General features: G+C 72.7%; 25 protein-coding genes. 5 read left to right on the top strand and 20 right to left on the bottom strand.

Translation table 11 applies throughout. The features are described from left to right. Nucleotides 1–39: 39 nt before the first annotated feature. Together Q7A36_RS06375 and Q7A36_RS06370 are read right to left on the bottom strand one after the other, a co-directional pair. Entirely contained in the window at nt 40–1,569 is a 1,530-nt protein-coding gene (locus Q7A36_RS06375) for a flavin monoamine oxidase family protein (protein ID WP_305102820.1), read from the bottom strand. Beyond that, on the bottom strand, nt 1,566–2,762 hold the full coding sequence (locus Q7A36_RS06370) for an isocitrate/isopropylmalate dehydrogenase family protein (RefSeq protein WP_305102819.1): 1,197 nt from the start codon (nt 2,760–2,762) through the stop codon (nt 1,566–1,568). The genes Q7A36_RS06375 and Q7A36_RS06370 overlap by 4 nt, the downstream gene beginning before the upstream one ends. Between Q7A36_RS06370 and Q7A36_RS06365 the strand changes: the two genes are divergently transcribed. The 4 genes from Q7A36_RS06365 to Q7A36_RS06350 are packed head-to-tail and all read left to right on the top strand — an operon-like array spanning nt 2,761 to nt 7,036. Next, a complete protein-coding gene (locus tag Q7A36_RS06365; RefSeq protein ID WP_305102818.1) occupies nt 2,761–3,966 on the top strand; it encodes an acyl-CoA dehydrogenase family protein in 1,206 nt (401 codons plus the stop codon). The two genes, Q7A36_RS06370 and Q7A36_RS06365, sit on opposite strands and share 2 nt — an antisense overlap. A 1-nt stretch (nt 3,967) precedes the next feature. Further along, entirely contained in the window at nt 3,968–5,104 is a 1,137-nt protein-coding gene (locus Q7A36_RS06360; protein ID WP_305102817.1) for an acyl-CoA dehydrogenase family protein, read from the top strand. Further along, complete coding sequence (locus tag Q7A36_RS06355; RefSeq protein WP_305102816.1) at nt 5,101–6,069, top strand: Bug family tripartite tricarboxylate transporter substrate binding protein; 969 nt, start codon at nt 5,101–5,103, stop codon at nt 6,067–6,069. The genes Q7A36_RS06360 and Q7A36_RS06355 overlap by 4 nt, the downstream gene beginning before the upstream one ends. 4 nt (nt 6,070–6,073) lie before the next feature. Beyond that, nucleotides 6,074–7,036, top strand: coding sequence for a Bug family tripartite tricarboxylate transporter substrate binding protein (locus Q7A36_RS06350; protein WP_305102815.1), 963 nt, complete (start codon nt 6,074–6,076; stop codon nt 7,034–7,036). On the opposite strand, the gene Q7A36_RS06345 is transcribed toward Q7A36_RS06350, so the two are convergent. From Q7A36_RS06345 to Q7A36_RS06260, 18 genes are all read right to left on the bottom strand, one after another. Then, complete coding sequence (locus tag Q7A36_RS06345; RefSeq protein WP_305102814.1) at nt 7,037–7,912, bottom strand: DUF697 domain-containing protein; 876 nt, start codon at nt 7,910–7,912, stop codon at nt 7,037–7,039. Continuing rightward, nucleotides 7,909–9,312 carry a YcjX family protein gene (locus tag Q7A36_RS06340; protein WP_305102813.1) on the bottom strand — a complete coding sequence of 468 codons (1,404 nt, stop codon included), beginning with the start codon at nt 9,310–9,312 and terminating at the stop codon, nt 7,909–7,911. The genes Q7A36_RS06345 and Q7A36_RS06340 overlap by 4 nt, the downstream gene beginning before the upstream one ends. Nucleotides 9,313–9,345: 33 nt before the next feature. Then, nucleotides 9,346–9,735 (bottom strand): lactoylglutathione lyase, encoded by a 390-nt coding sequence (gloA, locus tag Q7A36_RS06335; RefSeq protein WP_305102812.1) that lies wholly within the window; start codon nt 9,733–9,735, stop codon nt 9,346–9,348. Next, on the bottom strand, nt 9,732–10,577 hold the full coding sequence (locus Q7A36_RS06330; RefSeq protein WP_305102811.1) for an LpxI family protein: 846 nt from the start codon (nt 10,575–10,577) through the stop codon (nt 9,732–9,734). The genes gloA and Q7A36_RS06330 overlap by 4 nt, the downstream gene beginning before the upstream one ends. A gap of 25 nt (nt 10,578–10,602) precedes the next feature. Next, nucleotides 10,603–11,487: an acyl-ACP--UDP-N-acetylglucosamine O-acyltransferase gene (gene lpxA / locus Q7A36_RS06325; RefSeq protein ID WP_305102810.1), complete on the bottom strand. Its 885-nt coding sequence runs from the start codon at nt 11,485–11,487 to the stop codon at nt 10,603–10,605. Then, on the bottom strand, nt 11,484–11,972 hold the full coding sequence (gene fabZ / locus Q7A36_RS06320; RefSeq protein WP_305102809.1) for a 3-hydroxyacyl-ACP dehydratase FabZ: 489 nt from the start codon (nt 11,970–11,972) through the stop codon (nt 11,484–11,486). Before fabZ ends, lpxA begins: the two co-directional genes overlap by 4 nt. A 4-nt stretch (nt 11,973–11,976) precedes the next feature. Continuing rightward, the gene (gene lpxD, locus Q7A36_RS06315) at nt 11,977–13,011 is read right to left on the bottom strand and encodes a UDP-3-O-(3-hydroxymyristoyl)glucosamine N-acyltransferase (RefSeq protein ID WP_305102808.1); all 1,035 of its coding nucleotides are present in this window, start codon (nt 13,009–13,011) and stop codon (nt 11,977–11,979) included. A 10-nt stretch (nt 13,012–13,021) separates the two neighbouring features. Next, nucleotides 13,022–13,807 carry an OmpH family outer membrane protein gene (locus Q7A36_RS06310; protein ID WP_305102807.1) on the bottom strand — a complete coding sequence of 262 codons (786 nt, stop codon included), beginning with the start codon at nt 13,805–13,807 and terminating at the stop codon, nt 13,022–13,024. A gap of 20 nt (nt 13,808–13,827) precedes the next feature. Next, nucleotides 13,828–16,173: an outer membrane protein assembly factor BamA gene (gene bamA, locus Q7A36_RS06305; RefSeq protein ID WP_305102806.1), complete on the bottom strand. Its 2,346-nt coding sequence runs from the start codon at nt 16,171–16,173 to the stop codon at nt 13,828–13,830. Between the two features lie 124 nt (nt 16,174–16,297). Beyond that, nucleotides 16,298–17,431, bottom strand: coding sequence for an RIP metalloprotease RseP (gene rseP, locus Q7A36_RS06300; RefSeq protein ID WP_305102805.1), 1,134 nt, complete (start codon nt 17,429–17,431; stop codon nt 16,298–16,300). Nucleotides 17,432–17,475: 44 nt separating this feature from the next. Continuing rightward, nucleotides 17,476–18,639: a 1-deoxy-D-xylulose-5-phosphate reductoisomerase gene (dxr, locus tag Q7A36_RS06295; RefSeq protein WP_305102804.1), complete on the bottom strand. Its 1,164-nt coding sequence runs from the start codon at nt 18,637–18,639 to the stop codon at nt 17,476–17,478. 184 nt (nt 18,640–18,823) lie between these two features. After that, nucleotides 18,824–19,693, bottom strand: a complete 870-nt coding sequence (locus Q7A36_RS06290; RefSeq protein ID WP_305102803.1) for a phosphatidate cytidylyltransferase — start codon at nt 19,691–19,693, stop codon at nt 18,824–18,826. Further along, nucleotides 19,677–20,351, bottom strand: coding sequence for a polyprenyl diphosphate synthase (gene uppS / locus Q7A36_RS06285; protein ID WP_305102854.1), 675 nt, complete (start codon nt 20,349–20,351; stop codon nt 19,677–19,679). The genes Q7A36_RS06290 and uppS overlap by 17 nt, the downstream gene beginning before the upstream one ends. A gap of 110 nt (nt 20,352–20,461) precedes the next feature. Then, nucleotides 20,462–21,034: a ribosome recycling factor gene (gene frr / locus Q7A36_RS06280; RefSeq protein ID WP_305102802.1), complete on the bottom strand. Its 573-nt coding sequence runs from the start codon at nt 21,032–21,034 to the stop codon at nt 20,462–20,464. 199 nt (nt 21,035–21,233) lie between these two features. Further along, nucleotides 21,234–21,956, bottom strand: a complete 723-nt coding sequence (pyrH, locus tag Q7A36_RS06275; protein ID WP_305102801.1) for a UMP kinase — start codon at nt 21,954–21,956, stop codon at nt 21,234–21,236. A gap of 158 nt (nt 21,957–22,114) precedes the next feature. Beyond that, on the bottom strand, nt 22,115–23,029 hold the full coding sequence (gene tsf, locus Q7A36_RS06270) for a translation elongation factor Ts (protein ID WP_305102800.1): 915 nt from the start codon (nt 23,027–23,029) through the stop codon (nt 22,115–22,117). Between the two features lie 123 nt (nt 23,030–23,152). Continuing rightward, the gene (rpsB, locus tag Q7A36_RS06265; protein WP_305102799.1) at nt 23,153–24,022 is read right to left on the bottom strand and encodes a 30S ribosomal protein S2; all 870 of its coding nucleotides are present in this window, start codon (nt 24,020–24,022) and stop codon (nt 23,153–23,155) included. Nucleotides 24,023–24,225: 203 nt separating this feature from the next. Then, on the bottom strand, nt 24,226–25,992 hold the full coding sequence (locus Q7A36_RS06260) for a M10 family metallopeptidase (protein ID WP_305102798.1): 1,767 nt from the start codon (nt 25,990–25,992) through the stop codon (nt 24,226–24,228). 233 nt (nt 25,993–26,225) lie between these two features. On the opposite strand from Q7A36_RS06260, the gene Q7A36_RS06255 reads away from it, so the two are divergent. Further along, entirely contained in the window at nt 26,226–26,492 is a 267-nt protein-coding gene (locus Q7A36_RS06255; RefSeq protein WP_305102797.1) for a hypothetical protein, read from the top strand. Nucleotides 26,493–26,507: the final 15 nt, after the last annotated feature.

Here is a 26,507-nt window from a genome sequence, read left to right as displayed (position 1 = left end):
ATGGGGGGAGAAGGTATTCTCCCCCCAAGCCCCCCTCATCTATTTCTGTAAGTCTTCCAGCGCCGACCACGCCGACAGCACGGCACCTTCCTGCCAGCCGGTCAGCCAGGACAGGTACTCGCCGGCGAAGACGTAGGGCCCTTCCGGCGCGCGCAACAGCGGGTACTCCGAGGCGCGCTGCGGCCGGGTCCACTCCGCCCAGGCGCCGCCCGCCCGCTTCATCCGGCCCCAGGCGACCGAGACCGGCGCCGAGACCGCCTTCGCATAGCCGGGGTGCAGCCCCTCCCCGTCCGCCGCCATGGCCGCGCCGCGCGCCTCGGGCGCCGCTGCCTCGAAGCGCTGCGCCGAGGGGCCGTCGAAGATATAGGCGCCCACCAGCACCCCACCCTCCGCATGGAAGCCGTGCGAGGGATACCAGACCTGCAGCGCATCCCGCGGCGTCCAGGAGATGCCGCCATAGATCGCCGCATCCTCCTCCCAGAACCGCCGCGCCGCGTAGAAGCCGAGCTTGCAGGCATGGGCATAGCGCAGCGCCGCCAGCGCCGCTTTCCGCTCCGCCGAGAAGTCGGTGTCGAGCGAGGCCAGCACCGGCGCCGGCAGCGCCACCAACACGCGCGGCGCCACCTCCTCCCGCATTGCGCCATCCGCGCCGCGCCAGGTGACGCGCGCGCCGCCCTCCACGCGCCGCAGCGAGACCACCTCCGCCCCCGTCACCACCGCATCGCCCAGCGCCCGCGCGAAGCCCGCGGCAATGCGACCCATCCCGCCCACCGGCTGCAGCATGGTCGCCTGGTAGTCGATGCCCTCGGCGAAGCTCGCGGCCATCCAGACCTCGGGCACCATCAGCGCCCGCGGGTCGAGCGGCCCGAGCGGCTTCGGCGGATCGAGGCCCGCGCCTGGCCCCTCCGCCCAGCCCGCCCGCGGCGTGCCGCGGTAGCGCGCCTCCGCATCCAGCCCGCCCCAGAAGCGCAGCGCGCCCCTCAGGCGGGCCAGGTCCTCCTCCGAGACCGGCATCGCCAGCCCACCGGCGCCCAGGCCCTTCACCGCGAGTTCCGCGACCAGCCCGCGCATGTCGGCCTGCAGCCGCCGCAGCGGCACCGGCCCGCCCGGGCTTTCCACCAGCGCCGCGCGGTTCTCGTTCACCAGCACCTCGAGCGGCACGCCGAGCGCGCGGCAGTAGCCGAGGATGCCGCGATGGTGGTGCGGGATGCGCGCCGGCCCGGGGTTGAGATACAGGTGCGGCGCCTCCGGCCAGGCGACGCGCTGCACCGGCCCGCCCGCCTCCTGCACCGTGTCGCCGGCGCGCAGCGTCATGCAGCGGCCACCGGGCTTCGACGCCGCCTCCAGCACCCGCACCTCCCAGCCCGCGCGGCGCATCTCGTAAGCCGCGACGAGGCCGGCGATGCCGCCGCCCACCACCAGCACGCGCCGCCCGTCGCGCGGCAGGGAGGGCGCGGCGGCCGCGGCCGGCGTCGCCGGCAGCCCGCCCAGCGCCGCAAGGGTCGCGATCGCGGCGCGCGCCCCGCCGGCGGCCGCCACGCCGTCCAGCAGCGCGCGCCTGGTGATCACGGCACGCCGATCCGCGCCATGACGGATTTCGCCACATCGGCCGTGTCGTCCCGGCCGCCGATGTCGTGGGTCCTGAGGCCCGCGGCGAAGGCCGCGTCCACGGCGCTGCCGAGTTCCCCCGCCGCATCGGCGAAGCCCTGCCCCGCCCCGCGCATAGCCAGCCAGTCCAGCATCATCGAAGCGGAAAGCAGCGTCGCCGTCGGGTTGGCGATGCCCTTCCCCGCGATGTCCGGCGCCGTGCCATGCGCCGGCTGGAACACCGCATGCTCGTCGCCGATATCGGCGGAGGGCGAGAAGCCCATGCCGCCGACCAGCCCGGCGCCGAGGTCGGAGAGGATATCGCCGAACATGTTTTCCGTGGGCAGCACGTCGAACTCCCAGGGCTTGCGCACCAGGTCCAGCGCCATCGCGTCCACGTAGTGGTGCGCGCTCTCCACCCCGGGGAACTCCTTCGCCACCGCGTCGAAGACGCCGCGCATGAAGGCGAAGGCGCGGAAGACATTGGCCTTGTCCACCAGCGTGACGCGCGGCTGGCGCCCGCGCTGTGCGCCACGTCGCTGCGCGAGCCGGAAGGCGAAGCGCGACAGCTTCTCGGTGGTCGCCCGCGTGATGCGCAGCGTCTCCTCGGCGAGGTCCTCCGTCACCAGCCCCTTGCCGCGAGAGTGGAACAGCCCCTCCGTGCTCTCCCGGATCAGGACCAGGTCGATCTCCTTCGCCCGCGGATCGGCCAGCGCCACCGGCACGCCCGGTATGGCCCGCACCGGCCGCACCCCGGCATAGAGGTTCAGCCGGAACCGCAGGTCGAGCTGCGGCGCGATCTCGGTCCCGTCCGCCTGGCGGATCCCCGGCCAGCCCATGGCGCCGAGCAGGATGGCATCCGCCGCCTCGGCCGCGCGGAAGCTGCTCTCGGGGAAGCCATCCCCGGTTTCCCGGTAGTGGAAGGCGCCGGCCGGCAGCACCTCGGTCGCGATGCCGATGCCGTGGCGCTTCGTGAGCTTCTCCAGCACCGCCAGCGTCGCCTCGGTCACCTCCGTGCCGATGCCGTCGCCGGGCAGCACCGCCACCCGCACCGTATTGGACTGGCCCATTTCAGCCTCCCTCCGCAGGCGCCCATCCTGCGCCAGCCGAGGCTTGCCCGCCACCGCCGCCCGCCGCACACTCCCCGGCAACGACATCAGGAGGAAGCGGGCCATGGACCTGCGATTCACGCCCGAGGAAGCCACCTTCCGCGAGGAGGTGCGCGCCTTCATCCGGGACCACCTGCCCAAGGAGATCCGGGAGCGCATGCGGCTGGGCTACCCGCCGCGGAAGCAGGACACCATCGCCTGGATGCGCATCCTGAACGAGAAGGGCTGGGCGGCCTATTCCTGGCCGAAGGAGTACGGCGGGCCGGGCTGGACCGCCATTCAGCGCATGATCTTCCTCGAGGAGAACCTCTCGGCGCCGGCGCCCGAGATCCTCTCCTTCAACGTCACCATGCTCGGCCCGGTGCTGATCCAGTTCGGGACGGAGGCGCAGAAGCAGCGCTTCCTGCCGCGCGCCCGCAACCTGGATGACTGGTGGTGCCAGGGCTTCTCCGAGCCCGGCGCCGGCTCCGACCTCGCAGGGCTGAAGACCCGGGCGGTGCGCGAAGGCGACCACTACGTCGTCAATGGCCAGAAGATCTGGACCTCCACCGCGCACAATGCCGACTGGTGCTTCTGCCTGGTCCGGACGAACCCGGGCGCGGCGAAGAAGCAGGACGGCATCTCCTTCCTGCTGATCGACATGAAGACGCCCGGCATCGAGGTCCGACCGATCATCTCCATCGACGGCAGCCACCACCTGAACGAGGTCTTCTTCACCGACGTGAAGGTGCCGGTGGAGAACCTGGTCGGCGAGGAGAACAAGGGCTGGTCCGTTGCCAAGTACCTGCTGGGCAACGAGCGCACCGGCATCGCCCGCCTCGGCAAGAGCAAGGAGCGCGTGCGCTTCGCCAAGGAGGTGGCGCGCGAGGTCCGGATGAACGGCAAACCCCTCATTGAGGATCGCGCCTTCCGCGCCCGCGTCGCCCAGATCGAGGTGGACATGAAGGCGCTGGAGATCACCCAGCTCCGCGTCGTCTCCGCCCATGCCAAGGCGGGCGGCAACCGGCCCGACCCGCTCTCCTCCGTCCTCAAGATCAAGGGCACGGAGCTGCTGCAGGCGAGCAGCGAACTGGTCATGGATGTCGGCGGCCCGCAGGCCATGCCGGTCTGGCAGCAGGAGCTGGCGGCGATGGCGAACGAGCCCGCCATCGGCCCGGACTGGGCGCCGCAGATGGCCCCGGCCTACCTGATGCTGCGCGCCGCCTCGATCTATGGCGGCACCAATGAGATCCAGAAGAACATCCTGAACAAGGCAGTGCTGGGGCTCTGAGATGGATTTCGACCTCACCGACGACCAGCGCCTGCTGACCGAGAGCGTCACCCGGCTGCTCTCCGACAGCTATTCCTTCGAGCAGCGCCGCGCCCTGCTGAAGACCGAGCAGGGCTGGAGCCAGCCGCTCTGGGACAAGTATGCCGAGCTCGGCCTGCTCGGCCTGCCGATCGCGGAGGAGTATGGCGGCTTCAGCGGCGGCGCCGTCGACGTCATGCTGCTGATGCAGTCCTTCGGCCGCCATTTGGTGCTGGAGCCCTATCTGGCGACGGTGGTGCTGGGCGGCACCGCCCTCCGCCTCGCGGGCAACGAGGCGCAGAAGGGCGAGGTGCTGCCGGAGATCGCCGCCGGCACGCTCCGCCTCGCCTTCGCGCATTACGAGCGGCAGGCGCGCTACGACATCACCGACATCCTGACCACGGCGAAGCCCGCCGGCGACGGCTTCGTGCTGGAGGGCGCGAAGAGCGTCGTCCTGCACGGCGCGACCGCCGACCGGCTGGTGGTCAGCGCGCGCACCGCCGGCGGCCGCGACGAGGCGGAGGGCATCTCGCTCTTCCTGGTGGATGCCGATGCGCCCGGCCTCGCCCGCCGCGGCTACCGGCTGCGCGACGGCACGGAGGCCGCGGAGCTCTCCCTCAGCGACGTGCGCGTACCGCGCGACGCGCTGCTCGGCATCAAGGATGACGGGCTCTCCGTGGTGCAACGGGTGGTGGAGGCCGGCATCGCCGCCACCGCCGCCGAGGTCATCGGCTGCATGGAGGCCATGCAGGCCATGACGCTCGACTACCTCAAGACCCGCGTGCAGTTCGGCAGGCCGATCGGCGAGAACCAGGCACTCCAACATCGCGCCGCCGAGATGCTGGTCGCCATGGAGCAGGGCCGCTCCATGGCGATGCTCGCCACCATGTCGCTCGAGGAGGAGGATGCGGCCGAACGGGCGCGGGCGATCTCCATGGCCAAGGTCGGGGTCGGCCAGGCCGGCCGCTTCGTGTCGCAGCAGGCGATCCAGCTCCATGGCGGCATCGGCATGACGGAGGAATACGCCGTCGGGCATTTCTTCCGCCGCGTCATGGTGATCGAGCACCTCTTCGGCGATACCGCGGCGCATCTCGACCGCCTCGCGGACCAGGTGGCGTGATCCGGCGTCGGCTGCTCCTCGGCGCGGCGCTCGCCGCGCCGGGCCTCGCGCGGGCGCAAGCGCCCTGGCCGGAGAAGCCGGTGCGCATCATCGTCCCCTTCCCGCCGGGACAGGCGGCCGACATCCTGACGCGCATCCTGGCCGACGAATTCTCGAAGCGCTGGCCGCAGCGCGTCGTCGTGGAGAACCGCGGCGGCGGCGCCGGCGCCCCGGGGCTGGAGGCCGGCGCGCGGGCGGCGCCGGACGGCTATACGCTGACCGCCGGCACCTCTGGCACGCTCGGCGTCAACCCCTCCGTCCTGCCGCGCATCCCCTATGATGCCGAGCGCGACTTCGCCTTCATCGGCAATGTCGCCGTCCTGCCGCTGCTGCTGGTCGCGCATCCCGCCTTCCCGCACCGCACGGCGGAGGCGATGGTCGCGGCCGCCAAGGCGGCGCCCGGCAGCATCGACCTGGCGACCGCCGGCCCGGCGACCAGCCAGCACATGTCGGCGGAGCTCTTCGCGCACCGCACAGGCACGCGCTTCAACATGGTGCATTACCGCGGCAGCGGCCCGGCCATGGCGGACCTGCTGGCCGGCACCGTGCCGCTGATGTTCGACAGCGTCACCTCCTCCCTGCCGCATATCCAGGCCGGCAGGATCCTCCCGATCGCGGTGACGACACCCGACCGCGCGCCGCAACTCCCCGATGTGCCGACCATCGCGGAGACGGTGGCGCCGGGCTACGGCGCCTATGGCTGGACAGGCCTCGTCGGCCCCGCAGGCCTGCCGGAGCCCATCCTGCAGAAGGTCAATGCCGACCTGAACGCCATCCTGCGCGAGCCGGCGGTCCAGGCGCGCTTCCTCGACCTCGGCGGCACCGTCGCGCCCGGCACGCCGGAGGCCTTCGGCGCCTTCGTCCGGCGCGAGATCGCGCAGTGGCGCGAGGTCGCACGCATCGCCAATGTCCGGCTGGAGGGTTAGGGCGATGCGCCGCCGCGGCCTGCTCGCCGCCCTCGCCCTTACGCCCGGCATGGCGCGCGCGCAGACCACGCCCTTCCCCGCGCGCACGGTGCGGATCGTCGTGCCCTATGGCCCCGGCGGCTCCAGCGACATCGTCGCCCGCATCCTGGCGCAGCACGCCTCGGAGGTCTCCGGCCAGAATTTCGTCGTGGAGAACCGCGGCGGCGGCGCCACCGTGCCGGGGACCCAGGCGGTCGCGACCGCCGCGCCCGATGGCTATACCCTCGGCACCAACGACAACGCCCTGCTGGTGAACCCGGCGCTGATCGGCGACCGCCTGCCCTACGATACGGAGCGCGACCTCGGCTTCCTCGGCCTCGCCGTGACCTCGCCGGCGCTGCTGCTGGCGCATCCCGCCGCCCCGGCGCGCAGCGTGGCGGAGGTGCTGGCGGAGGCGACGGCCAGGCCCGGCCTCGGCATCTCGCATGGCGGCATCGGCGCGCCCACCCACCTCGCCCTGGTGCAGTTCCAGATGGCGTCGGGCCGTGAGATCACGCCGGTCGGCTATCGCGGCGGCGGGCCGCAGCTTGCCGCGCTGGCTGCGGGCGACACGCCCTATGGCTTCGTCGCCCTTTCCTCCTCCCTGCAGCATGTGCAGTCCGGCCGGCTGCGGGCGCTGGCGGTGACCGGCGCCGCGCGCGCGCCGCTGCTGCCCGAGGTGCCGAGCATGGCCGAGGCCGGCCTGCCCGCGGTGGACGTGCTGGGGATCTGGGGTTTCATCACCCCGCCCGGCCTGCCGCCGGCGATCATGGCGCGGCTGCATGCGCTGCTGCTCGCCCCGGCGCGGGAGGCGCCGCTGAAGCCGAAGCTGGAGGCACAGGGCTACAGCGTCGTCGCCGGCGGGCCGGAAGAGTATGCGGCGATGGTCCGGCGCGAGATCGCGCAATGGCGCGACCTCGTGCAGCGTGCCGGGATCAAGGTGGAATGATCAGTTCACCGGCGTGATCCGGCAGGCCTCGGCCGAGACCTTCGCCAGCCGCAGCATCCGCCGCACCGCGACGGCGCCGGCGCCGACCTCGCCGGCGAATTGCTGCAGCAGCGGGTTGGACAGCAGCGCCCGCGCGCCGGCATCCAGCACCACATCCGTCGCCGCCACCGTCGCCGCATCCCACAGCGTCCGCCGCAGCAGCGCGAGCGTGCCGAAGAGCCCGGGCCGCAGCCCGTGCAGGGAGGCGACCTGCCGCACCAGCCGCACCCCGCGCCAGGTGAAGACCAGCGCATCCAGCCCGGGCGAGGGGCTGATGGCGGTGACGGAGAAGGCCTGCATCGCCGCCGTGCGGCCGAGCGACGCCGCGCGCGCCTCGAGCGCCTGCATCGCCGGCTGCAGGACAAGCTGCAACTCGTCCACCGTGCGCGCCGCGCGGATGCGGTCCTTCAGCACCGCGCCCTCCGGCACCGAGGCGGCCCAGCGCTGCGCCTCCGCCTTCGCGGTCGAGAGATCGCCGCGCGCGAAGGCGGCGCGGGCATGATCGACGTTGCGGATGGAGGCGAGGCCGCGGAACTCCCGCCAGATTCCGGAGAGGGCGAGCGCCAGGCCGCCGGCGACGACGCCGGTGGTCACCAGCCCCTCGACCGGGCCGCGCAGGAACTGGTCCTGGACGAAGTTCACCGCATCGATCAGCCCGATGCCGCCGACCAGCAGCGCCCCGCCGCCGAGCACTCGGCCGATGCCGGACCAGTTCACCCGCGGCCGCGCCTCGGCGACCGGCACCACCGCCTGCTCCCATTGGAAGTCGAGGCGCTGCGCGGGCTTGTCCTCCTCCAGGATCACCCGCGGGCCACGCGGCGCGTTCTGGTCGCTCACAGCACGTCTCCGATCAGCGCCGCCACCAGCGCATCCAGCTCGAGATGCGGAACGCCGGCGCCGCCGGCGGGGTCCAGGCGCGGCGGCTGGAACTCCGGCATCTCGAAGAAGCCGTGCTCCCAGAAGCCCGGCTCGGGCGGGCGCAGCGGGATCTCGCCGGGATAGACCTTGGCGGCGCGGCGGTTCGCCAGCAGCACGCCGCGCACCGCGGCGACCGGGCGGCCATCGAGGGTCGCCACGTCGTCCTCGGTGCAGCGGATGGAGGCGAGCGCATGCACGCTGGTCGTGACGCCGGCGCTGTCGACGCGACCCTGCGGCTGCTTGACCAGATGCCCGAGGAGCGCCGCCAGCGCATCGCGCTGCCGCGCCGGCACATGGTCCGCCTTGGTGGCGACGAAGGCGACGCGGTCGACGCCGACGCCGGTCAGCCAGTCCAGCCAGCCGCCGCCATAGCGCAGCGCCTCGGCGATGGCGGCGAGCGCATCGGCGGTGTCCTCGAAGGCGTCGCGCCCGGCATGCAGCGCGCCGAGGACATCGACCAGCACCGCCTGCCGCTCGAAGCGGCGGAAATAGGGCTCGAAGAATTCATTGCGCTGCGCCTCGACATAGGCGGCGTGGCGCTCCGCCATGCGGTCGGCCAGCTCGCCCTGCAGCGTCGCCGGCACCGGGAAGAACTGCATCGCGCGGGTCTCGCCGCGCGGGCCCGGGTTCAGCAGCCGCCCGGGCTGCAGGAAGCGGAAGCCGAGCCGGTCGCGGCAGGCGCGGAGCGAATCGCGGTAGAGCGCCGCGCCGCGCCGCACCAGCGCCGGCTCGGCCGCGGCATAGGCCGGCAGGCCGTCGAGGAAGGCGAGGAACTCGGCCGAGACCTCGGCCCGCGCCCCGCGCCGCATGCGCGCGAGCGTCATCTCCGACCACGCGGAAAAATCCTGCCGCAGCATGGGCAGGTCCAGCAGCCACTCGCCGGGATAGTCCAGCAGCTCGAGCGTCACCGTCCGCGTGCCGAGCAGCCCGGCGAAGAGGCTCTGCCGGTCGAGCTCCAGCACCAGCTCGAGCGTCGAGAGGTCCTCCGTCCGCGCCGGCCAGGCCGGCGGGTTGGCGGCGAGGGCGGCGAGGTGCCCCTCCACGTCGAAGCGCGGCAGCCCGCCGAGCGCCGGCGGCACGGGCCTGACCGCCCGCAGCCGGCCGCCCGCCACCTGCTCCAGCGCCGGCAGCGTCCGCCGACCGCGCCCCGCCGCCAGCAGGTTCGCCAGCAGCGAGGTGAGGAAGACCGTCTTGCCCGCCCGCGTCAGGCCGGTGACGGCGAGGCGGATGCGCTCCTGCCCGATGAGGGAGCGGCCGAACCGCTCCGCCCCGTAGGCCGCATCGCGCAGCAGGCCGAAAGGATCGACAAGGCCCGACATGCGCGGCCGGCAGCCTCCTTGCTCAGGCCTGGGTCAGCGCTGGATCAGCTCGATCTTGTAGCCGTCCGGATCCTCGACGAAGGCGATGATGGTGGTGCCGAACTTCACCGGCCCGGCCTCCCGCGTCACCTTGCCGCCGCCGGTGCGCACCTTCTCGCAGGCCGCGGCGACGTCCGGCACGCCGAGGGCGAGATGGCCGAAGGCATTGCCCTGCTCGTACTTCTCGGTGCCGTAGTTGTAGGTCAGCTCGATCTCCGCCTGGCCCTCGGCATTGCCCTCGCCATAGCCGAGGAAGGCGAGGGTGTACTTGCCGTCGGGCACGTCGCGGCGGCGCAGCTCCTTCATGCCCAGGAGCTCGGTGTAGAACTTCACGCTGCGGTCGAGATTGCCGACGCGGATCATGGTGTGCAGGAACTTGCTCATGGCGTCCTCTCCGTCTCCTTGAAGTTGTCGGGGTCGATGGCGAGCAGGAAGAGCCCCGCCGCATCCGCCGCCGCCACGGTCCGCGCGCGGTCCACCAGGATGGTACCACGGGCCTCGATCGCGATGCCCGCCAGCCCGGCCTCCGCCGCGCCGCGCACCGTCCCCGGGCCCACCGTCGGCAGGTCGAGGCGGCGATCCTGCCCGGGCTTGACCAGCTTGACCAGCACGCCGCCCGGTCCCTCCCGGCGCAGGCCGGCGCAACGCGCGAGCAGCGCATCCGTGCCCTCGATCGCCTCGACGCCGAGGACGAGGCCCTGCTGCACCACGGCGCCCTGGCCGACATCGACGGCGCCCAGCGCCCGGACCACGGCGATGCCGCGCGCGATGTCGGCGCGGGCCGTCGCATCCGGCGCGGTGCGGGTCAGCAGCCCGGCCTCCGGCAGGATGTCGCGCAGGATGTCGTGCGCGGCGACGATCTCGAAGCCCTCCTCCTCCAGCGCGCGGGCAACCGCGCGCAGCAGTCCGTCGTCGCCGGCGAAATAGGCCCGGCCGATGCGGGCGAGCAACCTTGCCCCGGCCGCGTCCGGCCGGAGCGAGAGGACGCCCGGCCGCTGGGCGCGGCCGGTCATGACGATCTGCCGCACGCCGGCGCGGCGCAGATGGCCGAGGATGCGGCCGGCGGCGCCGACTCTCTCGCGCAGGACGGGAAAGTCGCGCCAGTCCTGATCGGCCCAGCCATCGAGCGCCACGACCTGCACCGGCCGCCCGGCCGCGCGCGCGGCCCGGGCAACCTGCAGCGGCACGTCGCCGCCGCCGGCGAGGATGCCAAGCGGGAGGGTCATCGCGCGGGTGGGTCGCCCCCTCCCCTCACGCCCCGTCCCCGTTCTCCTCGTCCACGCCGCCGAGCTCGGGCGCGGCCATGCGGCCGGGGCGGACGAGCTGGCGGCGGCGCGTCGCGTCGCGCACGAAGGCGACGACCTCCTGCACCAGCGGCTCGTCCGGCCAGCGCTGCTCGGCCTGCTCGAGCTTGGCCGCGAACTCGCCGGGGTCCTTGAAGAGCAGGTTGTTGGCGACGCGGAGCGTGCGGAGCTGGTCGCGCGAGGCGCCGCGGCGCAGCAGGCCGATCTTGTTGAAGCCGACGAGGCGCGCGGGCAGGCCGAAGACATAGCCGAAGGGCGGGATGTCGTTGGTGACGCCGGCGAGGCCGCTGACCATGGCGAGGCGGCCGATGCGCACGGTCTGGTGCACCGCCGCGCCGCCGCCGACGAAGGCGCCGTCGCCCACCCAGACATGGCCGCCGAGCATGACGTTGTTGGCGAGGATCACGCCCTCCCCGACCAGGCAGTCATGCGCGACATGCGCCATGGCCATCAGCATGCAACCGGCGCCGACCTTCGTCACGCCGCTGCCGCCGACGCTGGCACGGTGGATGGTGACGCCCTCGCGGATCAGGCATTTCGGCCCGACCTCGCAGCGCGTCGGCTCCCCCTTGTACTTCAGGTCCTGCGGCGGGGTGCCGATGGAGGCGAAGGGCAGCACCTGCGTCCCGGCGCCGATGCGCGTCGCGCCCTCGACGACGACATGCGAGACGAGCTCGACGCCCGCCTCCAGCACCACCTCCGGCCCGATGCTGCAGAAAGGTCCGATGCGGACGCCGGCGCCGATCACGGCACCATCGGCGATGGCCGCGCCCGGCGCGACGATCGCGGTCGGGTCGATGCCCTTCGCGGTCTTGGGGGGCAAGGCGTTCAACGGTCGAGGATCATCGCTGCATAGGTGGCTTCCGCCACCACCTTCCCATCCACCTTGGCTTCGGCGGTGAATTTCCAGATGTTGCCGCGCTGCTTCTCCTTCACGACCTGCACGCGCATCTGGTCGCCCGGCACCACGGGCTTGCGGAATTTCGCGTTCTCGACGGTCATGAAGTAGACGAGCTTGCCTCGCGCCTCGGGGCCCAGCGTCTCCACCACCAGGACGGCGGCGGTCTGGGCCATGCACTCGATGATCAGGACGCCCGGCATCACGGGATGCTCGGGGAAATGGCCCTGGAAGTAGTTCTCGTTGATGGTGACGTTCTTGATGCCGACCGCGGAGGCGTTCTTCACCACCTCGACCACGCGGTCCACCATCAGGAAGGGATAGCGGTGCGGGATGGCGCGCATGATCTGCGCGATGTCGTAGGCTTCAACCGCCGCCGCGCTCGCGGTCTCCGCCGCCTGCGCCTCGCTCGCAACCATTGCTCTAGCCTGCCTTCCCCTCGCTCTCGCGCCGCGCGCTCATCTTTCGCAGCCAGGACGTCGCGCGCCAGAATTCGCGGACGGGCATGGCCGGGCTGCCGATCACATCGGTCTTCGCCGGCACGTCGTTCATGACGCCGGCCTGGGCGCCGATGCGTGCCTGCGCGCCGATGCGGAGATGGCCCGTCAGCCCCGCCTGTGCCGCGATGGTGACGAAGTCCTCGAGCGTGGTGGAACCGGAGATCCCGGCCTGCCCCACCACGACGCAGCCGCGCCCCGTGCGCACGTTGTGCCCGATCTGCACCAGGTTGTCGAGGCGGGTGCCCGGGCCGAGCACCGTGTCGCCCTGGCTGCCGCGGTCGACGCAGGAATTCGCCCCGACCTCGACGAAATCGCCGAGCAGCACGCGGCCGAGTTGCGGCATGGTCTCGAACCGCCCGTCCGGGGTGGGGGCGAATCCGAAGCCCTCCTGCCCGATCCGCGCCCCGGGATGCAGCACCACGCCCTCGCCCAGGACGGCGTGGCTGACGCTGACGTGAGGATGCAGCCGGCAGCCATCGCCGATCTCGACCGCGGGCCCGACCGTGACATGGGCATGGAGGATGCAGCCGCGGCCGATGCGCGCGCCGGCGCCGACCACCGCATAGGGGCCGATCTCCGTCCCTTCCCCGACCACGGCATCGGGCGCCACCACCGCCGTCGGGTGGATGCCCGGCACCGGCGCCGGCAGCGGGTGCAGCAGCCGCGCCACCCGGGCGAAGCCGAGGTAGGGCGCAGCGGTGACCAGCGCGACGCTGCCCGCCGGCACCTCCCCGGCGAAGGCCTGGGCGAGGACGATGGCGCCCGCCTTCGTCTCCTGCAGCAGCGGCGCGTAGCGGCGGTTGTCGAGGAAGCTGACATCGTCCGGCCCGGCCGATTGCAACGGGGCGACGCCGCTGAAGCGCCGCTCGCCATCGCCCTCGAAGCGCGCCCCCGCGGCGGCCGCGATATCCGCCAGCCGCTGCGGGCCGCTGGAGGCGAAGAAGCGCGGATCCGCCATGGCGGCGCCCCTATTGCTGGCGCCGCTGCTGCGGCTGGGCCGGCTGCGCGGCGGGCGCGGGGCGCGGGGCATTCGCCGCCGCGGCCGGTGCCTCGCCGACCGCCGCCTCGGGCGGCATGGTCACGCTCTTCAGCACCTTGTTGAACTGCGTCGCCACCTCCTCCGTCAGGTCGAAGGGCGGGTCGTTGTAGATCACCAGCGGCCGCGGCAGCACCAGGTTGACGTTGCGGCTCGCCGCGACCTGGCGGATGACGGTGCCGAGCCCCTGCTCGATCTCCTGCAGCGCCTGCTGCGCCGCCTGCTCGATGTTGCGGCTGCGCTCGCGGAAGATCCGCTGGCTGTCGGTGATGCGGTCCTGCAGGGCGCGCTCGCGCTCGCGCAATTGCTCCGGCGGCAGGGAGGAACGCTGGTTGGCAAGCTGCTGCTGCTGCTCGCGCCAGTTGTTCTGCTCGCGCTGCAGGTCGTCGTTCAGCCGCTGGCGGCGGCGCTCGATCTCGTCGCGAACCTGGCTGAAGGCGGTGGAGACGCGCTGGATCTCCGGCACGTCGACGATGCCGATGACCGCGGCGGGCGGCTGCTGGCCGGCCGGCAGCGACCGGGCGGCCTGCTGCGGCGGGCGCTGCGGCTGCTGCGCCTGGGCCGGGCGCTGCGGCTGGGCCTGGGGCCGCTGCTGGCCCGGCGGGATGAAATAGCCCGGATCCTGCTGCGCCAGGGCGGGCGCCGCGAGCAGGAGGGCGGCGGCCGCCGCGGCGGCTCGCAGGGTGGCCAGGCGGGCCGGGGCGGGCTGGAGGCGCATGAGGATCGCGATTCCCGTGGTCAGAAGCGGGTGCCGAAGCCGAAGCGGAAGACCTGCGTCTCGTCGTAGGACTTCTTCACCACGGCCTGGGCCAGGTCGATGTTGATCAGGCCGAAGGGGCTCCGCCAGGAGATGCCGACGCCGGCGCCGACCCGCGGCGAGGCGTCGTCGGCGACCGGAACGCCCCGGAGGATCGGCGCGCTCCGGTCGAGCTGCGAGAGCGAGCCGACATCGACGAAGGCGCGCCCGACCAGCCCGAGCTCCGCGGGCAGCGGCAGCGGGTAGCGCAACTCGGTGCTCTGGGTCCAGAGGAAGCGGCCGCCGAGGCTGTCCCGCGTATTCGTGTCGCGCGGGCCGGCGCCGGCGATCCGGAAGCCGCGCAGGTTCTCGCCGCCGAGGAAGAAGCGGTCGATGATGCGCTCGCGCTTGCCGAACAGCGGATCGAGGTAGCCAATGCTGCCGGAGATCGAGAGCACGTAGTCCGGGTCGCCGAAATACTGCTCGAAGGGGATGTAGTAGCTGCCGTCGAGGCGGGCGCGCAGATAGGCCACGTCGCCGCCGAGGCCGGCGAAGTCGGTGCCGAGCCGGGCCACGCCGCCGCGCCGCGGATCGATGATCGAGTCGCGGAAGTCGTAGGTCAGGGTCTGGCCGATCTGCGACAGCAGCGTCTCGCCCTTCTGCTCCTGGATGTAGGGCGAGGCGTTGGCCGCGACGTCGTAGACCTCGCGGTCCGTCAGGGTATAGGCCCAGGTCTGCCGCAGCCGGTCGTTGAAGGCGTAGCCGGCACGCAGCGCGAAGCCGGCGCGCCGCTCGCGGTAGGCCGAGATGTTCAGCAGGTTCCGCTGGACGAAGAAGATGTCGAGGCCGGCGGCGAGGTTGCGGTCGAGGAAGTAGGGATCGGTGACCGAGAAGTCGAGCTGGCTGCGCCGCTGCGCCAGCGTGCCGTTGATGCGCGCATCGATGCCGGTGCCGAGCAGGTTGCGCTCGCGCAGGCCGACATCGGCCAGCGCGCCCGCATCCGTCGAGTAGCCGCCGCCGACCGAGACCTCGCCGGTCGCGCGTTCGGTCACCTGCGTGTTCAGGATCGCGCGGTCCGGGGCGGAGCCGGGCGAGGAGCTGACCTGCACGTCGGAGAAGTAGCCGAGGTCGCGGATGCGCTGGCGGCTGCGCCGGATCTGCGCGGCGTTGAAGGCGTCGCCCTCGGTCAGCCGGAACTCGCGGCGGATGACGCGGTCCTGCGTGCGGGTATTGCCGTTGATGTCGATGCGCTCGACATAGACCCGCGGCGATTCGTTGATCTCGAAGGTCAGGTCGACCCGCCGGTCCGCGCGGTTGCGCTGGATCCGCGGCTGCACGTCGACGAAGGGGAAGCCGCGCAGGTTGGCCGCGTCCTGCAGCTCCTGCGCCACGCGCTCGACGCTGTCGCCGTCGTACCAGTCGCCCTCCTCGATGGTGACGAGGCGCGAGACATTCGCGGCATCGAGGTTGCGCAGGTTGGAGACGACGTCGACCTTGCCGACCCGGTAGCGCGGCCCCTCCTCGATCGTATAGGTGACGAAGAAGCCGCCGCGGTCGGGCGCGAGCTCCGCCGTCGCGTTGGTCACCTGCACGTCGGCATAGCCGTTCCTGAGGTAAAACCGGCGCAGCAGCTCGCGGTCGAAGGACAGCCGCTCCGGGTCGAACTGGTCGGAGGAGGAGAAGAGCCGGTACCAGGCCTGCTCCTTGGTCGCCACCACCTCCTTCAGCCGGGTGTCGCTGTACTCGCGGTTGCCGACGAAGTTGATGCGGGCGATCAGGGCGGCATCGCCCTCCTGGATCTCGTAGACGACGTCGACGCGGTTCTGGTCGAGCTGGATGAGCTTCGGCTCGACCACCGCGGCGAAGCGGCCGCGGCGGGCATAGAGCTCCTGGATGCGCTGGCGGTCGGCCTGCACCGCCTGCGGCGTGAAGACCGCGCGGCTGCGCATCTGCACCTCGCCGCGCAGCACGTCGTCCGAGATCTTGCGGTTGCCCTCGAAGGCGACGCGATTGACGATCGGGTTCTCGACGACCTCGACCACCACGCGGCTGCCCTCGCGCCGCACCTGCACGTCCTTGAACAGGCCGGTGGCGAAGAGCGACTTCAGGCTGCGGTCCAGCCGGTCGGCATCGAAGCGGTCGCCCGGCTGCAGCAGCATGTAGGAGCGGACGGTATCCGCCTCGATGCGCTGGTTGCCGCGGACGTCGATGGCCTGGACGATGCCCTCCGGCGCGGCCCGCACGGCGGGCACGCTGCGGGGCCGCGGCTGCGCCTCGGCCAGCGCGGGCAGCAGGGTCGGCGCGAGGCTGACGGAGGCGAGCAGGAGGGCACGCAAGAGTGGGGACAAGTTCGGACCCGTGGCTGGCGGTTCGCAGGCGGTGCGGACAATAGCCGCAGCCCCCCGGGGCCGCCACCCCACCCGCTGCGCCCGCGGTCCGGATCGCCGCCGGTGTGGCCCGGCGGCGGCGGCTTCAGCCGAGCAGGCCGGCGACGAAGCGGCCGATGCCGCCCTCGACGATGTCGTTCCTCGACGCGAAGAGGAAGAGCGCGATCAGCAGCGCGAATCCGGCGCGGAAGCCGTATTCCTGCACCTTCGGCGGCAGCGGCCGGCCGCGGATCGCCTCCGCCGCGTAGAACATCAGGTGCCCGCCATCGAGCACCGGGATGGGGAAGAGGTTCAGCAGGCCGAGGCTGACGGAGAGCACGGCGAGCAGGTTGATGAAGGTGTCGAGCCCCATCTGGGCGGCCTCGGCGCTGACCTCGGCAATGCGAATCGGGCCACCGAGCTCCTTGGCGCTGCGCTGGCCGGTGATCATCTCGCCGACGCCCACCAGGGTGTGCCAGGTGATGCCCGCGGTCTGCTCGATGCCGGCGACGAGGGCGGTGGCCGGGTCCAGCCGCTCGAGCCGGATGCCGCCGCCGGTGACGCCGAGGCGGCCCTTGCCGTCCGGCTCGGCCCGCGGCACCGCCGGCACCTCGATCGAGGCGCCGTCCCGCTCGACGAGCAGGTCCACCCGCTCGTTCGCGCGCGGCTGCACCCGCCGCTGCACCTCCTCGAAGCTGGTGATCGGCTGCCCATCGATGCTGAGGATGCGGTCGCCGCGCCGCAGCCCGGCCTGCGCCGCCGCCGAATCCGGCGCGACGCGGGCGATCACCGTCGCCTGCCCGGCATCCGGCACCGGCCGCCCATAGGCGGTGAACAGCACGGCAAACAGCACGATGGCGAGGAGGAAATTGGCGATCGGCCCGGCCGCCACCACGATCGCGCGGCTGCCCACCGACTTGCCGTGGAAGGTGCGGCCGGGCTGCCAAGTCGCGCGCACCTCGGGCGGCGCCTCCTCCGGCGTCTCCTGCCCATGCATCTTCACGAAGCCGCCGAGCGGGATCCAGGCGATCCGCCACTCCGTGCCGCGGCGGTCGGTCCAGCGCAGCAGCGGCCGGCCGAAGCCGATGGAGAAGACCTCGGCATGCACGCCGCGCCAGCGGGCGGCGAGGTAATGGCCGAGCTCATGGATGAAGACCAGCAGCCCGAGCCCGACGACGAAGGGCAGCACATAGCCCGGCACGGCCAGCAGGCGATCGAACAGGTTCCCGAGCAATTCCAAGACCCAGTCCTCCAGCCGGACGGTGCCGGCGCGGGTTCAGCGTATCAGGCGGCAGCCCGGCCGGCGGCGATCCGGCCGGCCTCGGACCGGGCCGCCGCATCCAGCGCCAGCACCGCCTCGAGGCCCGAGACCTCCGGCGCGCCGAGCCGGGCGAGCGTCTCCTCGACCACCGCGGCGATGTCGAGGAAGCCGAGCCGGCGGTCGAGGAAGAGGGCGACCGCGGCCTCGTTCGCGGCATTCAGGATAGTGGGGGCGCCGGCCCCGGCCTGCAACGCTTCCCGCGCCAGGCGCAGCGCCGGGAAGCGGACCGGATCGGGGGCGAAGAATTCCAGCCGGCCGAGGGTGGCGAGGTCGAGCCGCGGCAGGGTGACCTGCATCCGCTCGGGCCAGGCGAGGCAATGCGAGATCGCCGTCCGCATGTCCGGCGTACCCAACTGGGCGAGGATCGAGCCGTCGGCATATTGCACCATGCCGTGCACCGCGGACTGCGGATGCACCAGGACGTCGATCCGGCCATGCGGCACGGGGAAGAGCCGCGCCGCCTCGATCACCTCCAGCCCCTTGTTCATCATGGTCGCGGAATCGACCGAGATCTTGGCCCCCATGGACCAGATGGGGTGGCGGACCGCCATCTCCGGCGTCGCCGCCCGCATCACCGCCGCCTCCGCGGTACGGAAGGGCCCGCCGGAGGCGGTCAGCACGATCTTCTCGATCAGCGCGGGGTCGCGGGTATCGAGCGCCTGGAAGATGGCATTGTGCTCGGAATCGACCGGCAGCAGCCGGGCGCCGCTGCGCGCCGCCTCGGCCAGCACGATCTCCCCGGCGCAGACCAGCGTCTCCTTGTTGGCCAGTGCCAGGGTGCCGCCGCGGGCGAGGACGGCGAGCGCCGAGCGCAGGCCGGCGCTGCCGACGATGGCGGCCATGGTCCAGTCGGCCGGGCGGGCGGCGGCCTCGACCACCGCCTCGGGTCCCGCCGCGGCGGCGATGCCGGAGCCGGCCAGCGCCTCCTTCAGGGCGGCATGGGCGCTCGGGTCGGCCACCACGGCGAGGCGGGCGCCGAACTTCCGCGCCTGGGCGGCGAGCGCGGCGACGTCGCGCCCCGCGACCAATGCCTCGACCGCATAGGCCCCGGGCGGCGCCGCCTCCACCAGGGCCAGGGTGCTGCGGCCGATGGAACCGGTGCTGCCGAGGATGGTGAGGCGCTTCATGGGGTGGTCGTCCGCTGCTGGTCGGGCGCCGGGCCGGGGCGGCGGCGGATCCGTGCCCCGCCCCGGAGGGCGCCGTTTGGAATGTTGACGGTCCCAACTGTCAGGCCCGCCTGACAGCCGATCCTAGGACAGAACGCGGCCGCCCGGGACGGGAATTCCGCGGGACGCCCGCCTCGCCGTCTCGTCAATGCCACAGCACCGCCCCGGCGCCGAGCAGCACCCCGAGCAGCGCCGCGGCGGGCGCGGCGGCCAGCACGCCGTCCAGCCGGTCGAGCAGCCCGCCATGGCCCGGGATCAGGGCCGAGCTGTCCTTCACCTGGAAGCGGCGCTTCAGCCAGCTCTCGAAGAGGTCGCCGGCCTGGGCGAGCAGGCCGAGCAGCGCCGCGACCAGCAGCACCCGGCCGGTCGCCGGCCTGCCCGGCGCCAGCGCCGCCGCCGCCAGCAGCCCGACCAGCAGGGCGGCGGCGAGGCCGCCCGCCGCGCCGGACCAGGTCTTGTTGGGCGAGATGGAAGGGGCGAGCTTCGGGCCGCCGAGGCTGCGGCCGGCGATATAGGCGCCGATGTCGCTGGCCCAGACCACCAGGAAGAGGAAGAGGACATTGGCCCGGCCCACCGCGCCATCGCCGCGGAGATGGATCAGCGCGACGCCGGCGAGGCCGATATAGAGCAGCCCGAAGGCCAGCCAGAAGCCGGGCTGCGCCCGCCGCGCCGCGGCCGGCCGGCCGAGCACCAGGAGGCCGAGGAAGCCGGCGAGGAGGAGCAGCAGCGCCGGGACCCAGGCGGCCTCCACCGCCAGGGTGCCGGCGGCGAGCGCCACGACCGGCACGGCCAGCCCGGGCAGCCGGCGGGTGGAGAAGCCGCAGAGCCGCACCCATTCCCAGGCCAGCAGCGCGACGGCGGCGGCCATCAGCGCCGCCCACGCCTCGGCGCCGAGCCAGATGCAGAGGACGGCGGCCGGAAGCAGCAGCGCCGCCGACAGCGCCCGCTTTCGCAGATCCGGCCAGCGGGACGGGATCGCGGGCAGATCGGCGGAGGGCTCAGCCGGTGCGGGCACCGTAGCGCCGCTCCCGACGGCCGAATTCACGGATGGCATCGGCCAGGGCCTCGGCGCCGTAGTCGGGCCAGAGCACCTCCTGGAAGACGAACTCCGCATAGGCCGCCTGCCAGAGCAGGAAATTCGACAGCCGCTGCTCGCCCGAGGTGCGGATGATCAGGTCCGGGTCCGGCATGCCATCGGTGAAGAGCCAGCGGCCGAAGCCCGCCTCGTCCAGCCCGGCCGGGTCCAGCCTGCCGTCCCGCGCCGCCTCGGCGATCGCCCGCGCCGCGCTGACGATCTCCGCCCGGCCACCATAGGAGAGCGCGACGGTCAGGTTCAGCTTGGTGCCATGGGCGGTCTGCGCCTCGGCCCGGGCGATCTCGCGCACCGTCTCCTCGCCGAAGCGGGAGCGATCGCCGATGACGCGGAGCCGGATGCCCTCCTTCGCCAGGGTCGCCACCTCCGCCCGGAGATAGAGGCGCAGCAGGCCGGTCAGCGCCCGCACCTCCTCGGCCGGCCGCAGCCAGTTCTCCGAGGAGAAGGCGTAGAGCGTCAGCCAGCCGATCCCCTCGCGGATGCAGGCCTCGATGGTGCGGCGCACCGCCTCCGCCCCGGCCTTGTGGCCGAGCGGCACGGGCAGGCCGCGCGCCTGCGCCCAGCGGCGGTTGCCGTCCATGATGATGGCGACATGCGCCGGCACGCCGGACTGGCCGGGCCGGCGCGTCACGGGAGCCGCGGCGGCGTCGAGCGGCGCGAGGCTCAACTGGGGGGCACCGGACACCGGGCTCAGACCTGCTTGATGTCCTTTTCCTTCTCGGCCAGGGTCGAGTCGACGACCTTGATGTACTGGTCGGTCAGCTTCTGCACCTCGTCCGACCAGTGCTTGGCGTCGTCCTGGCTGATCGGCGCCTTCTTGTCCTTCTCCTGCGCCTTGACCTGCTCCATGCCGTCGCGCCGGACGCCGCGGACGGCGACCTTGGCGGCCTCGGCATACTTGTGGGCGGTCTTGACCAGCTCGTTGCGGCGTTCCTGGGTCAGCGGCGGCAACGGCACGCGGATGACCTGGCCCTCGGTCTGCGGGTTGAGGCCGAGGCCGGAGTCGCGGATGGCGACCTCGACCGCCTTGACCACCGACTTGTCCCAGACCTGGACGGAGAGCAGGCCCGGCCCGGCGACCGAGACATTGGCGACCTGGTTCAGCGGCTGGTTGTTGCCATAGGCCTCGACACGGACAGGCTCGAGCAGCGCTGGGCTGGCCCGGCCGGTGCGCAGGCCGGAGAACTCCTTCTTCAGCAGCTCGATCGCGCCGTCCATGCGGCGCGTGAGGTCCTGCTTCAACGTCTTGAGGTCGGCCGGCATGGCCCCTGGTCCCCCGCTCCGTTATCGGCGCGGCCCGGGGGAAGCGACGGGCCACGATGGCCCCGGCCCCCCGCCGGACCTTCCGACACCTCGCCGCACCACGGTGGTGGCGCGCTCCGGTCCCGGCACCTGGTTCATCCCGCACCCGCGCCGGCGGATGCCCCCGGCCCCCGGGCGTCCGGCCCGGCGGCGATCCGCTCTAGTGTTCCACGACGGTGGTGAACTTCCCCTCGCCGCGCATGACGGCGGTGAAGGCACCCTGCTCGTGGATGTTGAAGACGATGATCGGCAGCCTGTTCTCGCGGCACAGCGAGATCGCCGCGGCATCCATCACCGCGAGGTCGCGCGCGAGCATGTCGAGATAGGTCAGCGTCACGTAGCGCTCGGCCTGCGGGTTCTTGCGCGGATCGGCGGAATAGACGCCGTCCACCTGCGTGCCCTTGAACAGCGCGTCGCACTGCATCTCGGCGGCGCGGAGCGCGGCGGCGGTGTCGGTGGTGAAGAAGGGGTTGCCCGTGCCGGCGGCGAAGATGACCACCCGGCCCTTCTCCATGTGCCGGATGGCGCGGCGGCGGATATAGGGCTCGCAGACCGACTGCATGGCGATCGCGCTCTGCACCCGGGTCGGGACACCGAGCTTCTCGAGCGCCGACTGCATGCCGAGCGCGTTCATCACGGTGGCCAGCATGCCCATGTAGTCGGCCTGGGCGCGATCCATGCCGGCGGCGGCGCCGGCGATGCCGCGGAAGATGTTGCCCCCGCCGATGACGAGGCAGACCTCGACGCCGAGATCGACCACGCCCTTCACGTCCTCGGCGATGCGGCGGACCGTGCCGGTGTCGAGGCCGTAGTCGCGCTCGCCCATCAGTGCCTCGCCGGACACCTTGAGCATGACACGCTTGTAGTTGGGCGGATGGCTCATTGTGGGACCGTCACGGCAGGCGGGTGAAGATAGGCACCCCCCTATCCCCGGACAAGCGCGGGAATCAACAAGGGGGCGAGAGGGCGTCCCGCCGCGCCGCGGGCCGGCCGCCCCCGGGAGCGGTCCGGGCGACCCGGAGACCCGGGCCGCCCGACCTGTCAGGGCGCGGTGCCGGCCGCGGCGGCGACCTCGGCGGCGAAGTCGCCGACCTGCTTGTCGATGCCCTCGCCGAGCTGGAAGCGGGCGAAGCCGACCAGGTTGCCGCCGGCCTTCTTCACCACTTCCTTCACCCGGCTCTCGCCGTCATGCACCCAGACCTGCTCCAGCAGCACCACTTCCTCGTAGTACTTGCGGATCCGGCCCTCGACCATCTTCTCAATGACCGCGGGCGGCTTGCCGGAGGCCTGCGCCTGCTCGGTCAGCACCGCCCGCTCGCGCTCGAGCGCCGAAGGGTCGACCGAGGTGACGTCGAGCGCATCCGGCCGGGCGGCCGCGACATGCATGCCGATCTGCCGGCCGAGGGTCTCGAGCGCGGAGAGCTCCGAGCTGCCCTCGAGCGCGGCCAGCACGCCGATCTTGCCGAGGCCCGGCTTGACCGAGTTGTGCATGTAGGTCGCGACCGTGCCGGCATTGACCTCCAGCCGCTTCGCGCGGCGGATGGTCATGTTCTCGCCGACGGCGGCGATCAGGCGGGTCAGCTCCTCGGCGACCGAGTGGCGCGTGCCCGGGAAGGGCGCGGCCTTCAGCTTCTCCACGTCGTCGCCGACGGAGAGGACGAGCCCCGCGACCTCGGCCACGAAGTTCTGGAACTGCTCGTTGCGGGCGACGAAGTCGGTCTCGGCATTGACCTCGACCATGGCGCCGACCTGCGGCGCGGTGGCGACGCCGACCAGGCCCTCGGCGGCGACGCGGCCGGACTTCTTGGCCGCGGCCGAGAGGCCCTTCTTGCGCAGCCAGTCGACCGCGGCCTCCATGTCGCCGTCGGACTCGACCAGCGCCTTCTTGCAATCCATCATGCCGGCGCCGGTCTTCTCGCGCAGCTGGGCGACGAGGGCGGCGGTGATCTGGGCCATGGGGGTTACTCCCGTGTCCTGCGGTTCGCCAAATGGGCGGACCCCGGCGCCGCGCCTGCGGGCCGCCGGGGACCTGTATCACGTCTCTCGATCCGACCGGGCCCCTCGGGGCCCGGGGGTGGCTCAGACCTTGGCGGCCTGGTTGCCGTCGTCCTCGTTGGCCTGGACCATGGTCTCCAGGCTCTCGGTGTCGATGCCGGCGGTCGGGCTCGACTGCGCCTCGGCCAGCACCGGCTCGCCCTCGGTCAGGTCGGGCTCCACCGGCAGGTCCTCGGCCGCGCCGATATCGACGCCGCTGGCCTGCAGCTCGGCCGAGATGCCGTCGAAGACCGCACCGGCGACCATGTCGCAGTAGAGGTTGATCGCGCGGATGGCGTCATCGTTGCCCGGGATCGGGAAGGCGACGCCCTGCGGATCGGCATTCGAATCGACCACCGCGACAACCGGGATGCCGAGCTTGTTGGCCTCCTCGATCGCCAGCTTCTCCTTCACCACGTCGATGATGAAGATGATGTCGGGCAGGCCGCCCATCTCCTTGATGCCGCCGAGCGCGCGGTCGAGCTTCTCCTTCTCGCGCGTCAGCATCAGGACCTCCTTCTTGGTCAGGCCCTGGACGTTGCCGGAGAGCTGCTCCTCCATCTGCTTCAGGCGCTTGATGGAGCCGGTGATCGTCTTCCAGTTGGTCAGCATGCCGCCGAGCCAGCGGTGGTTGACGTAGTACTGGCCGCAGCGGGTCGCGGCCTCGGCCACGTATTCGGCTGCCGCCTTCTTGGTGCCGACGAAGAGGACGCGGCCGCCGGCGGCGACGACGTCGCGCACAGCGCGCAGCGCGCGATCCATCATCGGGACGGTCTGCTGCAGGTCCAGGATATGGACCTGGTTGCGCACGCCGAAGATGTAGGGCGCCATGCGCGGGTTCCAGCGCCGCGTGTGGTGGCCGAAATGCACGCCGGCCTCGAGCAGGGCGCGCAGGGAAACCTGTGGCATCGCCATCGGGCGAGATCCTTCCATGACAGTCCGGTTGGGCCTCCGCGGCGCTCTCCGGGATATCTCCCCGGACCGGACCCAACCATGCGGGAAGGGTGCGCCGCGTGCGGATTTGCCGGCGGCGGGAGGGTCCCGGCGCCGGCGGCGGTCCTATGGCATGCGGCGGGACGGCGGGCAAGCGCGGGGCCGGGCCATTCGGGCGGGCCGCGTCAGGCGATGAGGTGGAAGTCGGCGGCGGCGAGGCCGGTGGCGCCGGCGAGGGTGGCGAGCTTCACCGCACCCCCGGTGGCGGCACCGTTCGCATCCCACCAGAGGATCCGGCTCTCCGTCCCGAAGACGAGTTGGGCGGCCCCGCCGATGGCGGTCCCGGCCGGGTTGATCGCCAGCCGCCCCGCCGCCGCGAGGTCCATGCCGGCCCGAAGCCCCGCTCCGAAACCGGCGGCGGAGAACTCCAGCAGGTCCTCCGCGGCCGAGAAGTCCAGGATGAGGTCCGGCCCCTCCGCGGGCGAGAGGAAGCGGAAGGCGTCGCGCCCGGCACCGCCCGCGAGGCTGTCCGCCCCCGCCCCGCCGATCAGGGTATCGTCCCCCGCCCCGCCCTGGATCGAATCCGCGCCGCCGCCGCCGGCGAGCCGGTTGGCCCCGGCATTGCCCGTCAGCCGGTTGTCGAGCGCATTGCCGTTGCCCGCGAGGTTCACCGTGCCGCTGGCGAGCGTCAGCGCCTCCAGGTTCGGGCCGAGGGTCCAGTCGATGGAGGCGATGACCGTGTCGAACCCCTCCCCGGCCGCCTCCGTCACGACGTCGCCGGCATGGTTGACCATGACGGTGTCGTTGCCCGGCCCGCCGGCCATGCTGTCGGCGCCGGTGCCGCTGTCGAGCGTGTCGTTGCCGGCGCCGCCCCAGAGGCTGTCCGCCCCCGGGCCGCCCCGCAGCCAATTGCCCGCGGCATTGCCCTTCAGCGTGTCGTTGCCGGCGCCGCCGATGGCGTTCTCGATCAATGAGCGCGGGTCGCCCTGGTACTGCAGGGCATTGAAGACATTGCCGCGGGCAAGATGGCCGGCGCCGAGCGAGGCGCGCTGCGCCTCCGACAGCACCGACCAGCCGCCGGGCGCGAGATCCACGCCGACGCCGGTGGCGTAGTTCGAGAGATCGTAGGTATCGACGCCGCCGCCGTCCCAGAGCGTGAGGAAGATGCGGTTGCCGCCGGGCCGGCCCTGGCCGATTCCGTCGACCGACATCTCCCCCGTGCCGGGATCCCAGCGATAGGTCGTGTTGCCGGACCGCGTGCCGAAATTGGCACCGTACATCGCCTGCAGCGCCTGGATATCCAGCATCATCCAGCCCTGCGGCGCGCCCCAGGCCTCGTAGGTGTAGCTGCCGGTGACCGGGGCGCCGGCATAGGAGCGGTAGGTCATGACGGAGAATTCGAGCGAGTCGAGCGTCGCCGGCAAGGCGGTGTCGCCGGGCCCGCCGGCCTCCTGCCCGTGCTTCAGGCCGAGCGCATGACCGAGTTCGTGCAGGATGGACTGGTAGGCGTAGTTGCCTGGCACCGGGTTGCCGTAGTCGTTCGATGTCCCGGCATAGCGCGTGCCGAACCAGACATCGCCACCGGCCTCCGCGCCGGGGAAATAGGCCTGCGCCGTGGGCGGCAGGCCCGAACGGGCGATGCGCATGTCGCTGGCGGCGCCGCCCTCCGTCACATGCAGCAGGGTGACATCCGCCACCCCCATGCCGCGCAGCACGGCATTGCCGCCGCCGCCCGCTGCCGGCGCGCCGAGCAGGGCGGCGCGCACCGCCTGCCGCAGCGCCGGGGAGGCGCTGGCGAAGCCGGTCGCAGGCTCGCCGGTGACATAGTCCGGCCCGTATTCCGCGGCCGAGCCGGGAAAGCCGAAGCTCAGGTCGCCCTGCCAGGCGAGCCCGCTGAGCAGCCCGTCGATCGCCTCCTCGTCCGTCTTCGGGACCTGGCGCGCCCTCGCCATGGCCGGGACCTCCGCGCGGCCCGCGGCTGCCGGCCCGCGGGTGGCGCGAGGATGTCCGGCGCTTTCCTATCGACGGGTGAAGGCGCGGCCGGCGGCTGCCGGTCTCCAGCGGAGTTGAAGCCCGGAGGCGCGCGGCGCCCCGGTTCCGCCCTGCCCGCCGCGCCGCCGCCACGAAGCCGCCGGACCGGCGCCCTGCCGGCGGGGCAAGGTGACATCACAGGAGGCTACCGCCCATGACTACCCGCATCCTCGCCGCCGCCGGCCTCTCCGCCGCCCTGCTGCTGGGCGGCTGCCAGAACCCGGATGGCTCGATGAACTGGGGCAATACGCTGCTGCTCGGCGCCGGCGTCGGCGCGGCCGCGGCGCTGGTCGCCGGCGCGGCCTCCGACCACCCGAAGCCGCACTACCACGGCAGCTATGGCGGCTATGGCAGTGGCTACCGGCCCGCCTATGGCCGGCCGGCCTATGGCTACGGCGCCGGCGGCTACCGCAACTGGTAGGCCGGCGCCCGGCAG

The organism is Paracraurococcus lichenis, from assembly GCF_030657435.1.
GTDB classification, from domain to species: Bacteria; Pseudomonadota; Alphaproteobacteria; order Acetobacterales; family Acetobacteraceae; genus Paracraurococcus; species Paracraurococcus lichenis.
This window is presented reverse-complemented; position numbering and strand designations above follow the sequence as displayed.